This is a genomic window from Dyadobacter sp. OTU695 (assembly GCF_038440355.1).
Taxonomy (GTDB): domain Bacteria; phylum Bacteroidota; class Bacteroidia; order Cytophagales; family Spirosomataceae; genus Dyadobacter.
This window is the reverse complement of sequence record NZ_JASATN010000092.1, coordinates 1-380: the sequence shown is the minus strand read 5'-3', so window position 1 is coordinate 380 and position 380 is coordinate 1. Positions and strand designations below refer to the sequence as shown.

Below are 380 nucleotides of genomic sequence, written 5' to 3'. Positions count from 1 at the left end.
AGCGCTTTTTACCAAATGATAAAAATTTTCCTGTTGCCGTTTTCAACCTTTGCTTATTCATTTAAAGGTAAAAAAGATGAGCAAAAAGATTGTATTGGTAACCGGAACAAATAGCGGTTTTGGCTGGCTTACCGCCCACAGCGTAGCCGCCGCGGGACACCAGGTATACGCCACCATGCGCGATACCCAGGGCCGTAATGCCGATAAAGCGCAGGCCCTTGCGGCCCTGGAAAACGTGACCGTTTTGGACGTTACCCTGACCGACGAGCAGAGCGTGAAGCAGGCCGTTGAAACCATTTTGGCCAAAGAAGGCACTATCGATGTACTGGTGAACAACGCCGGTTACGCAATGGGCGGGGTGGCAGAGAGCTTTACCACCA

Annotated in this window: 1 protein-coding gene; it reads left to right on the top strand. The window is 51.1% G+C overall.

From position 1 onward, the window contains the following. Positions 1-76: 76 nt before the first annotated feature. On the top strand, positions 77-380 hold a 304-nt coding region (locus tag AAHB90_RS32580; protein ID WP_342089506.1), incomplete at its 3' end, for an SDR family NAD(P)-dependent oxidoreductase.